13 protein-coding genes are annotated in these 11097 nt (G+C 52.7%); 3 read left to right on the forward strand and 10 right to left on the reverse strand.

The annotated features are described in order from the left end of the window. Window positions 1-52: 52 nt before the first annotated feature. The 8 genes from nanA to zapE form a co-directional block, all read right to left on the reverse strand. Window positions 53-946, reverse strand: a complete 894-nt coding sequence (gene nanA / locus J4650_RS21750) for an N-acetylneuraminate lyase (protein ID WP_001029667.1) — start codon at window positions 944-946, stop codon at window positions 53-55. A gap of 134 nt (window positions 947-1080) precedes the next feature. After that, window positions 1081-1872 (reverse strand): transcriptional regulator NanR, encoded by a 792-nt coding sequence (nanR, locus tag J4650_RS21755; protein ID WP_000382926.1) that lies wholly within the window; start codon window positions 1870-1872, stop codon window positions 1081-1083. 108 nt (window positions 1873-1980) lie between these two features. Continuing rightward, window positions 1981-2481, reverse strand: coding sequence for a ClpXP protease specificity-enhancing factor (gene sspB / locus J4650_RS21760; protein WP_000366112.1), 501 nt, complete (start codon window positions 2479-2481; stop codon window positions 1981-1983). 5 nt (window positions 2482-2486) lie between these two features. Continuing rightward, on the reverse strand, window positions 2487-3125 hold the full coding sequence (gene sspA / locus J4650_RS21765) for a stringent starvation protein SspA (protein ID WP_000257298.1): 639 nt from the start codon (window positions 3123-3125) through the stop codon (window positions 2487-2489). Window positions 3126-3387: 262 nt separating this feature from the next. After that, the gene (locus J4650_RS21770) at window positions 3388-4140 is read right to left on the reverse strand and encodes a DUF695 domain-containing protein (RefSeq protein ID WP_000950539.1); all 753 of its coding nucleotides are present in this window, start codon (window positions 4138-4140) and stop codon (window positions 3388-3390) included. A gap of 199 nt (window positions 4141-4339) precedes the next feature. Then, window positions 4340-4732, reverse strand: a complete 393-nt coding sequence (gene rpsI / locus J4650_RS21775; protein ID WP_000829815.1) for a 30S ribosomal protein S9 — start codon at window positions 4730-4732, stop codon at window positions 4340-4342. Window positions 4733-4747: 15 nt separating this feature from the next. Then, a complete protein-coding gene (rplM, locus tag J4650_RS21780; RefSeq protein WP_124234977.1) occupies window positions 4748-5176 on the reverse strand; it encodes a 50S ribosomal protein L13 in 429 nt (142 codons plus the stop codon). 300 nt (window positions 5177-5476) lie between these two features. After that, on the reverse strand, window positions 5477-6601 hold the full coding sequence (zapE, locus tag J4650_RS21785; RefSeq protein WP_001191223.1) for a cell division protein ZapE: 1125 nt from the start codon (window positions 6599-6601) through the stop codon (window positions 5477-5479). A 192-nt stretch (window positions 6602-6793) separates the two neighbouring features. On the opposite strand from zapE, the gene zapG reads away from it, so the two are divergent. From zapG to degS, 3 genes are all read left to right on the forward strand, one after another. Beyond that, complete coding sequence (gene zapG / locus J4650_RS21790; RefSeq protein WP_001519074.1) at window positions 6794-7192, forward strand: Z-ring associated protein ZapG; 399 nt, start codon at window positions 6794-6796, stop codon at window positions 7190-7192. Between the two features lie 156 nt (window positions 7193-7348). Continuing rightward, window positions 7349-8716, forward strand: a complete 1368-nt coding sequence (gene degQ / locus J4650_RS21795) for a serine endoprotease DegQ (protein WP_000716690.1) — start codon at window positions 7349-7351, stop codon at window positions 8714-8716. A gap of 92 nt (window positions 8717-8808) precedes the next feature. Continuing rightward, on the forward strand, window positions 8809-9879 hold the full coding sequence (gene degS, locus J4650_RS21800) for an outer membrane-stress sensor serine endopeptidase DegS (protein ID WP_000497705.1): 1071 nt from the start codon (window positions 8809-8811) through the stop codon (window positions 9877-9879). Window positions 9880-9912: 33 nt separating this feature from the next. Here the strand turns inward: degS and J4650_RS21805 are convergent, their stop codons facing one another. Beyond that, window positions 9913-10644 (reverse strand): triphosphoribosyl-dephospho-CoA synthase, encoded by a 732-nt coding sequence (locus J4650_RS21805; RefSeq protein ID WP_023994008.1) that lies wholly within the window; start codon window positions 10642-10644, stop codon window positions 9913-9915. Between the two features lie 19 nt (window positions 10645-10663). Continuing rightward, a partial coding sequence (locus J4650_RS21810) for a sodium ion-translocating decarboxylase subunit beta (protein WP_139070941.1) occupies window positions 10664-11097 on the reverse strand: 434 nt, incomplete at its 5' end.

The raw sequence follows: 11097 nt of genomic DNA on the forward strand, positions 1-11097 counted from the left end.
CCGCTCACACTGTTGTAGGCCGGGCAAGCGTAGCGCCCCCGGCATTATGCTGTTACGCCTTTTCTTCCATCAGTTGTTGAGCCAGCGCCTTGAGCGCCGGCAGGTATTTTTCATCAACAGGCGCGAACGGTTTACGACACAGCGGCACCGATACCACGTCCATATAATGCAGGACCGTTTTCAGGCCGCGGAATACGCCGGTTTTAATCAGTAAATCAATAACCTTATTGCACTCGGTTTGCAGACGCTGCGCTTTCGCCACATCGCCCTCACGTAATGCCTGAACAATCCCCTGATAACGCCAGCCCATAATGTTGTATGTGCTGCCGATACCGCCGTCCGCGCCCGCCAGCAGGCCGGAAGCGAAGATTTCGTCATAACCGTTGTACAGCACCAGATCCGGATGCGCGCGGCGGATCTGCTCCATCTGGAAGAGATCGCCAGAGGTTTGCTTCAGCGCGCTCACGCCCGGTAAGGTCACCAGCGTATTGATCTGATCGAGGGTAAGTTTTACACCGCTTAACGCCGGAATGTTGTATACCACCATCGGCAATCCATCTGCGGAATCAATGATTGCCCGATAATGGTCACAGTGCTCTTCAAAACTGAAAGGGTAATAAAAAGGCGTCACCGCAGAGACCGCATCAAAACCGTAACGCTTTGCGGCGCTGGCAAGCTGCTGGCTTTCTGCGGTGCTTACTGTCCCGACATGGGCGATCAACGTGATTTTTCCCTTCGCCTCTTCGGCGACAATCTCCAGTACCTGCTCTCTTTCAGCAAGGCTCTGTACAAATGCTTCCCCGGTGGAACCGCCAACGTACAGCCCGTCGATACCCTGCCCGATGTTAAAACGCACCAGACGGCGCAGGCTTTCGCTATCCAGTTGCTGCTGATGATCAAATGGGGTCAACAACGCCGCCATTACGCCTTGCAATGCTTTTGCCATACCTACCTCTACGGATGATGAATATATTAACTACCTACCTTTATACCTGTTATACCAGATCAAATAAGCAGCAAATAATACAGAACGCTTATAGTGCGATCTGCTTCACTAAACCGGGATCGGAGGTGCGATCGCTACCGCATTTTTTGACTTTTTTTACCGAGTGCGTGCCAGGTAGCGGAAACGCTATTGAGGTGGGTTTGCAGAGCGCGATCCGCTTTATCGGGATCTCGCTGGCGAATGGCATCAACAATCACAATATGCTGTTGATAACTCACGTTATTATGTTCATGCAGCTCACGATCGGGAACGCTTGGGCGAGCGGCGATTAGCCAGTCCAGCAGAGCAACATGAATAGCCATAAAGATCGGATTGCCGGGAATTTCAGCCAACACCCGGTGAAACTCGACATCCGAACGAATAAACAGCGCGTTGTCATCCAGCGACTGGCTATTAATTTCCAGCGCTTTCGTTAACAACGCGATCTGCTCGTCGGTGGCATGTTCCGCCGCATAGCGTACCAGGCTGGATTCAAAGAAAAGCCGTAGCTGTTCAAAGTGAGCGATGCCGCCAGGATGAGTAAGAAAATCTTTCGCCATACCCGACAGTTCGCTGATGATGGTATCAGCAGAGGGGCGCGAGACGCGGGCGCGTTCGCCGTTATTGATTTGCACCAGACCTTTACGCTTCAGCGCAGCTAACGCTTCACGCACGGAGGGACGTCCCACATTGAAGAAGGCCATTAATTCACGTTCAGACGGTAGCTGTTCTCCCTCGCCAAACTCATGACGGCGGATCATCTGCTCCAGCTCTTCCTCAACCATTTCAGACAGTTTTTTACGCGCCAGCGGGCGGCGGCGCAAACTACGCCCGAGGGATGTCGGTGAATCTTCTGCTTGCGAATCAAATGCGTTCATAACGTCCATTCATGAGTGGTCGGTGGCAAATAATAGCAAGCTTATCGTAACACAGCTTCAAAAGCAGGGTGAACCCGCGAGGAGGCCAAACAAAACAGGCCCTTCAGGGCCTGTTGATTATTTTACTACGCGCAGTGCCGGACGTCCGCCACGCGGCGGAGGCGGCTCGTCATCAGGACTACTGTCGTCATCGTGGTCGGGCTTATCGCCATCAATGACGGACATCACGGTCTCGCTTTCCGCGCCTGCGGTATTGTCATCATCATTTAAGCTGACAACGTCTTCATCATAGGCGGCTTCAGGCTCAAACATGGTGCCTGCGCCGTTTTCACGGGCGTAAATCGCCAGCACCGCAGCCAAAGGCACAGAAACCTGACGGGGAACGCCGCCGAAGCGCGCATTAAAACGCACTTCATCATTAGACAGCTCCAGATTACCTACCGCCCGCGGCGCAATATTGAGGACGATTTGCCCATCGCGCGCATATTCCATAGGGACATGCACGCCAGGCAGCATCACATCCACCACCAGATGCGGAGTCAACTGGTTATCCAGCAACCACTCGTAGAAAGCACGCAACAGATAGGGACGACGCGGCGTCAACTGTGACAAATCCATACAGGTTAACCCCGACCGAGGCGCATTTCACGTTCAGCTTCGGTTAAAGAAGCCAGGAAAGAATCACGTTCAAAGACGCGGGTCATATAGCCTTTCAGCTCTTTCGCCCCTGCGCCGCTGAATTCAATACCCAACTGCGGTAAACGCCACAAGAGAGGCGCCAGGTAGCAATCAACCAGGCTGAATTCGTCGCTCAGGAAATACGGTTTCTGACCAAATACCGGCGCAATCGCCAGCAGCTCTTCACGCAGTTGTTTACGCGCAGAGTCGGCCTCGGAAGCAGACCCGTTTACGATGACGTTCATCAGCGTATACCAGTCTTTTTCAATACGGTGCATGTACAGACGGCTTTCACCGCGCGCGACCGGATAAACCGGCATCAGCGGCGGATGAGGGAAACGCTCATCCAGATATTCCATAATGATGCGAGATTCCCACAGGGTCAGCTCACGATCCACCAGTGTCGGAACGCTTTGATTCGGGTTGAGGTCAATCAGATCCTGAGGTGGATTGTCCTTTTCCACATGTTCGATCTCAAAACTAACACCCTTTTCAGCCAACACAATGCGGACCTGATGGCTATAGATGTCAGTAGGACCAGAAAACAGCGTCATTACCGAACGTTTGTTGGCAGCGACAGCCATGAAAACCTCCAGGTATATTCAGAATTTTTACTGCTACCAGTCACAATGTGACCAGCCAGATGTTATGTCACCCAGGGCGAAAAAAGCCATCATTGCTCAGAAACGAGACAAAAAATGAACATTCCCCGCTATTTGGGCAGAAAATTGGATGATAGTTTACCAGATTTTGTGACCTTTGTGGTGAGTCGATTCTGGAAATGAGGAAAAAGAGATATTCCTGGTCTGAAATGCTCGCCCCACCTGAGATATTGTCTTTCGCCTGTTATGCCTGTACTACCGGTGCGCCCCAGCCATCAAAACTGCCGCCATGTTTTTCAGCCAGATCGGTAAGCTGGCAAGTGATTTCTGTCATATGCCATTGTTGCGGAGCATCGGTGCTGATAAAAGACGCCATAAACCCCTGTTGCGGGTCATTCATTCGAATACTGACCAGCGTTATGCCATACGGTAATGCAGCAATATCTTGCGCCAGGTCGCGCGCGGCGACCTCTGTAGGCAATGTCGCATAATAATCAATAGCGCGCGGAAGCGTCAGATCATCACCTTGTTCCTGTAATCCCCGGCACACACGGGAATCGTGTATCCAGTTCCAGTCGTATCGGGTTGGATACAAGAACTGGCGGTAAAAGTTTCCTTTATCATTGTGACTCTCTCTATAACTAAAAGAGATTTCCGGGCCACCAGCGAGCAATTTATCCAGCGTCTTTTCCCAGTTAAGATCCTCTTCCGACATGAACACAAAATCGCGCCAGCCTTGTTGGGTAACCACACCCACCAGCCAGATCGGAAACGTCTTCCCCTTTTCATCAAGCCAGTCCTCTATACGATTTAAACGCTGTGTTTCATCGGGCTGCGGCAAACCATTTTCATAACAGTTGGTGTAATGAACACGTAAGAACCCGGTATGGATAAGGCGATCAAATTTTTCATCCTGAATGGCGCCGATATCCACACGTATCCCCGTAACATGGTCATCCACCGTTGTTATAAAGAATTCCCATTTATTCGACAGCATTAACGACTCTTTCTTAGTAAACAATGCGTTAAAAAATCCCACTGTGACTTCCTTTTCTCTGAGCGTGCATGAAAGATGAATAAGATGAGAATAATGCTAAAGATAGGGAGGAAAAGAGACTGGATTCGGACTTTAGCCATAAAAAAACCCGCCGAAGCGGGTTTTTTCGCTAACAGTTGTCTGCCGAAGCAGAAAACAATTAACGTTTGGAGAACTGCGGACGACGACGTGCTTTACGCAGGCCGACTTTCTTACGTTCAACCTGACGAGCGTCACGAGTAACGAAGCCAGCTTTACGCAGTTCGCCACGCAGGGACTCGTCGTACTCCATCAGAGCGCGGGTGATACCGTGACGGATCGCACCAGCCTGACCAGAGATACCACCACCTTTAACAGTGATGTACAGATCCAGTTTCTCAACCATGTCGACCAGTTCCAGCGGCTGACGAACTACCATGCGGGCAGTTTCACGACCGAAGTACTGTTCCAGAGAACGTTGGTTGATAACGATTTTACCGTTGCCCGGTTTGATGAAAACGCGAGCTGCGGAACTTTTGCGGCGACCAGTGCCGTAGTATTGATTTTCAGCCATTGCCTATAATCCCGATTAGATGTCAAGAACTTGCGGTTGCTGTGCCGCGTGGTTGTGCTCGTTGCCCGCGTAAACTTTCAGTTTACGGAACATAGCACGACCCAGCGGGCCTTTTGGCAGCATGCCTTTAACCGCGATTTCAATCACACGCTCAGGACGGCGGGCAATCATCTCTTCAAAGGTCGCTTGTTTGATACCACCGATGTGGCCGGTGTGGTGATAGTACACTTTGTCAGTACGCTTGTTGCCGGTTACAGTAACTTTGTCAGCGTTCAGAACGATGATGTAATCACCGGTATCTACGTGCGGAGTGTATTCCGCTTTGTGCTTACCGCGCAGGCGACGAGCCAGTTCAGTAGCCAGACGGCCCAGAGTTTTACCGGTCGCGTCAACAACATACCAGTCGCGTTTTACGGTTTCTGGTTTAGCTGTAAAAGTTTTCATTAAAAGCTTACCCAAATAAATAAGTTACACGTTGGTGAACACCCAAACGTTTAAATAGTTGAGGTTCACACGACAAAGTCCGGTAAACCTACCCCCTCGGATATGTTTGGCCGGCACAGAGAAAGTTTGGGAAAAAACTCTCTTGTAACGTGGGGTCGCAGGATTATAGAGAAGTCCAGGTCAAAGATCGACCCCTTTTTGCGATTTGCCGCGGGTTTTGTTCAGGCCTGGTTCACCCTCGGTCGGGGAGGTTGCACAGATATAATACCGCATAATGCCGGGGCGCTGCGCTTGTCCGGCTTACGGCATATGCTCCCGCTTGAGGTACTCCGCACTCTGCATCTCTTGCAGGCGCGACAGACAGCGCTGAAATTCAAACTTGAGCCGCTCCCCCTGATAAATTTCATATAACGGCGCGGCGGCGCTGACCACCAGCTTAACGTGGCGCTCGTAAAACTCATCCACCAGCGCAATAAAGCGGCGCGCTTCGTTCTCCATCAGCGGCGTCATGACCGGCACGTCAAACAGCAAAACCGTGTGAAATAACCTTGAGAGCGCAATGTAATCATGCTGGCTGCGGGCCTCGACGCACAGCGTAGCGAAAGAGACCGCTAACGTTTGGTTTTCAACGCCCAGGGTGGATAAAGGGCGATGATTGATTTCCAGCGTCGGAGCGTGTTCTCGTGCGGCCCCCGCTAACGCCAGCCACAGTTTATCCATTTGCCGCCGGGTTTCATTATTAAGCGGCGTTAGCCATAAATGGGCCTGCGTCAGCGTCCGCAGCCGGTAATCGACGCCGGCGTCCACATTCATAATGTCGCAGTGCTGTTTAATGGCATCGATAGCCGGCAGGAAGCGGGCGCGTTGCAAACCGTTGCGGTAGAGTTCATCCGGCGGAATATTGGAGGTCGCGACCAGCGTGATGCCGCGTGCAAACAGCGCTTTCATTAAACCGCCCAGCAGCATGGCGTCGGTAATATCGGTGACGAAAAACTCATCGAAACACAGTACGTCCGTCTCGGTTTTAAACCGATCGGCAATAATGTCTAACGGATCGATCTGTCCCTGTAGCGCGGTAAGTTCTTCATGCACGCGCAGCATAAACCGATGAAAATGCAGTCGTAGTTTTCGCTCGCCCGGCAGGCTGTGGTAGAAGAGATCCATGAGCCAGGTTTTGCCGCGCCCCACGCCCCCCCACATATACAGCCCGCGAACCGGTATTTGCGCGTCCGGTTCGTTTTTGCCTAATAATTTCCCCAGTCGCGCTATCAGTCCGCCGGGTGGCGTAGCCGACGATTTTTTCGCGGTGAGCGCCTGATAAAGGGTTTCCAGACGGTCGACCGCCTCTTTCTGTACGTCGTCAGGCTGATGGGTGCCTTCGTTGAGTGCCTGGAGATAACGCGATGTAGGGGAAAGGCTTTGCATAATGTTATTGTTATTCCTTGAAAATCGATGTGCCGTCGTTCACGGCTGACGAAAAAAAGGCCGTTCTACACTACGCGATATGCTGTCGGGATTCCACTTCTACGGAATTAGCGGTTATAGTGGCATAATCAGGCGCGGGCATGGAGCCTGGAGCCAACACCCTACGGAAACATAAGACAACGGGAGATGTTCATGACCTGGGAATATGCGCTAATTGGATTAGTCGTCGGTATCATCATTGGTGCCGTGGCCATGCGTTTTGGTAATCGTAAGTTACGTCAACAGCAGGCATTGCAGTACGAACTGGAAAAAAACAAAGCTGAGCTGGAAGAGTACCGTGAAGAGCTGGTTAGCCACTTTGCCCGCAGCGCGGAACTGCTGGATACCATGGCGCATGATTACCGCCAGCTGTATCAGCATATGGCGAAAAGCTCCAGCAGCCTGCTGCCGGAAATGTCTGCGGAGTCGAATCCGTTCCGTAACCGTCTGGCGGAGTCTGAGGCGAGCAACGATCAGGCGCCAGTACAAATGCCACGTGATTATTCTGAAGGCGCGTCTGGCCTGTTACGTAGCGGCGCAAAGCGCGATTAATCGCACGCCGTTAAGAAATTTATCGGGCGCATCGCTTGCGCCCTCTCTCTATCTTTCCTGTCCCAGCTATTATCATTGTTACCAGGCTGAAAATTCAATAACATCAATCTGTTTTGAATTGTCTATCCGTTCATTCAAGGTACGAGAGCAGCATCCATGAAAAAACACACCCAGCTGTTAAGTGCATTAGCGTTAAGTGTCGGGTTAACTCTTTCGGCGCCGTTTCCAGCCCTTGCATCGATACCAGGCCAGGTGCCAGGCCAGGCGACGCTGCCAAGCCTTGCCCCTATGCTGGAGAAAGTGCTGCCTGCTGTCGTCAGCGTAAAAGTCGAGGGAACCGCCGCCCAGAGCCAAAAAGTGCCGGAGGAGTTTAAAAAATTCTTTGGCGAGGATCTGCCAGACCAGCCGTCCCAGCCGTTTGAAGGACTCGGTTCGGGGGTGATTATCGATGCCGCGAAAGGCTATGTATTAACCAATAATCATGTGATTAATCAGGCACAGAAGATCAGCATTCAACTGAATGACGGACGCGAATTCGACGCGAAGCTGATCGGCGGCGACGACCAGAGCGATATCGCTCTGTTACAAATTCAGAATCCCAGCAAGTTAACGCAAATTGCCATCGCCGATTCCGACAAACTCCGCGTCGGCGATTTCGCCGTGGCAGTCGGTAATCCGTTTGGCCTTGGGCAAACCGCCACCTCCGGGATTATTTCAGCGCTGGGACGCAGCGGGCTTAATCTGGAAGGGCTTGAGAACTTTATTCAAACCGATGCCTCTATTAACCGCGGCAACTCCGGCGGCGCGCTGCTTAACCTGAACGGCGAGCTGATCGGGATTAATACCGCGATCCTCGCGCCAGGGGGCGGGAGCATCGGCATTGGCTTTGCTATTCCTTCCAATATGGCGCAGACGCTGGCGCAGCAGTTGATTCAGTTCGGCGAAATCAAACGCGGATTGCTGGGAATTAAAGGCACTGAAATGACCGCTGATATCGCTAAGGCATTCAAACTGAACGTTCAGCGTGGCGCTTTTGTCAGCGAGGTTTTACCCAATTCAGGTTCGGCGAAGGCCGGGGTGAAATCCGGAGACGTGATTATCAGTCTTAACGGTAAGCCGCTGAATAGCTTTGCCGAACTGCGTTCACGTATCGCCACCACCGAACCGGGTACGAAAGTGAAGCTGGGCCTGCTGCGCGATGGTAAGCCGCTGGAGGTGGAAGTCACGCTGGATTCCAATACCTCTTCTTCCGCCAGCGCCGAAATGATCGCCCCGGCGTTGCAAGGCGCGACGTTGAGCGACGGCCAGCTGAAAGACGGGACGAAAGGCGTTAAGGTTGATAGCGTCGAAAAAAGCAGTCCTGCCGCGCAGGCCGGTTTGCAAAAAGATGATGTTATCATCGGCGTTAATCGCGATCGCATCAGTTCTATCGCCGAAATGCGCAAAGTGATGGCGGCAAAACCGTCCATCATTGCTCTTCAGGTAGTACGCGGCAACGAGAACATTTATCTATTGCTGCGCTAATCCTGTCTTAAATCGGGCATCAGCCTGCGATGTGATGTCCGGTTAACTCATGGTATGCTGCTGCCGTTCCCTTTTTTAACGACGCCTCCATCATGTTTGTGAAGCTCTTACGTTCGGTCGCAATAGGTTTAATTGTCGGCGCTATTCTGTTGGCCGTCATGCCTTCTTTGCGCAAAATTAATCCTATCGCCGTCCCGCAATTCGACAGTACCGATGAGACGCCAGCCAGTTATAATTTTGCGGTTCGCCGCGCCGCGCCTGCCGTCGTCAACGTCTATAACCGCAGTATGAACAGTACCGCGCATAATCAACTGGAGATCCGCACGCTGGGTTCCGGCGTGATCATGGATCAACGCGGTTATATTATTACCAACAAGCACGTGATTAACGATGCCGATCAGATTATCGTCGCGCTACAGGATGGCCGCGTCTTTGAAGCGCTACTGGTGGGCTCCGATTCGCTTACCGATCTGGCGGTGCTGAAGATCAACGCCACTGGCGGGCTGCCTACCATCCCGATTAATACAAAGCGTACACCGCATATTGGCGACGTCGTACTGGCTATCGGCAACCCATATAATCTGGGACAGACCATCACCCAGGGAATCATCAGCGCAACGGGTCGTATCGGCCTGAACCCAACAGGGCGACAGAATTTTCTCCAGACCGACGCCTCGATTAACCACGGTAATTCCGGCGGCGCGCTGGTCAACTCGTTAGGCGAACTGATGGGGATCAACACCCTCTCTTTTGATAAGAGTAACGATGGCGAAACACCGGAAGGCCTTGGTTTTGCGATTCCCTTCCAGCTAGCCACGAAAATTATGGATAAGCTTATCCGCGACGGTCGCGTGATTCGCGGCTATATCGGTATTGGCGGACGAGAAATCGCGCCGCTGCACGCGCAGCAGGGTAGCGGCATGGACCCGATTCAGGGCATTGTCGTTAATGAAGTGACGCCAAACGGCCCCGCCGCGCTTGCCGGTATTCAGGTTAATGATTTGATTATTTCGGTCAATAATAAACCCGCTGTGTCCGCGCTGGAGACGATGGATCAGGTGGCGGAAATCCGCCCGGGCTCCGTCATTCCGGTCGTGGTAATGCGGGATGATAAGCAGCTCACGTTCCAGGTGACGGTGCAGGAATACCCGGCGTCGAACTAAAACGACGCGGCTTTTGCCCGCGTCGTTCGACGACTAGTCAATAAAGACTGGCCCTGCCGGAAAATGCGCCAGGAAACTCGTGAAGATCAGCAGAGCGGGGAGACTTTTCTCCCCGACGGCTTCTTCACGCAGCGCCTTATCGAGTGCCAATAAGCCAGACTCGCCCCCTTCCCCCAGAATGCCGCCCATCCAGAGCAGTCGTTGCGCCTGTTGACGCGCATACTGCGATGCGCTTTTCCAGGCAACCAGATGCAGCAACGTTTGTAACAGCAGGATCCGAGACGCGTGACCATCGCGTTGTAATCGCCTGAATACGGGTAATGCAATACTACGTACCGTCGAGAAACCGCTCGCCGCCTCCCCCTCAATCGGCGATAAACCAACAGCCGCCTGTTTGACGAAATCGCATAACTGATTGTGTGTTAATGGCCGCTCGCCTGCGCTCATATACCCTGCGGCAAAACAGAGTAACCCGATACCCTGAGCCCAATCGGTTGATGGCAGAATCCCCTGCGGAACATTCGGTGCCGACGTCTGTGCGGCACAAAGCCCCTCGTCGTAACACTGTGCAAAACGTTGCTCATATATTGCTGAGTTGACGCCAGACCACGGCAGTAAATGCAGCGCTGGCTCAAGCTCAGTTATCTGACTCACCGTCTCAACAACATAATGCAAGATGGTTTCTCTGGATGGCATGGATGTACCTTGCCGAAACGCAACCATTTCACTCATTACTGTGTCCTCATTTTGCGGGAACAGAATCACTGCTCCCGATTAGATTGGATTACATTGCCAGCACGTACTTCAGCATCACCCCGGCGGCTATCGCCGAGCCAATCACCCCGGCCACGTTCGGGCCCATCGCGTGCATCAGCAGGAAGTTCTGCGGGTCTGATTCCAGGCCCACTTTGTTCGATACGCGTGCCGCCATCGGCACTGCCGACACGCCGGCGGAGCCAATCAGCGGGTTAATTTTGTTCTTACTGCACAGGTTCATCAGCTTCGCCATCAGCACCCCGGCCGCCGTCCCAATCCCGAACGCAATCACACCCAGCAGCAGAATGCCCAGCGTCTGCGGCTGCAGGAACTTATCCGCGACCAGCTTCGCGCCCACCGACAGCCCGAGGAAAATGGTCACGATATTAATCAGCCCGTTCTGTACCGTGTCGCTCAGACGCTCCACCACGCCGCTTTCGCGCATCAGATTGCCAAAGCAGA

The sequence above is a fragment of the Salmonella sp. 32120201201600049SM genome (genome assembly GCF_017572835.1).
Classification (GTDB): domain Bacteria; phylum Pseudomonadota; class Gammaproteobacteria; order Enterobacterales; family Enterobacteriaceae; genus Salmonella; species Salmonella enterica.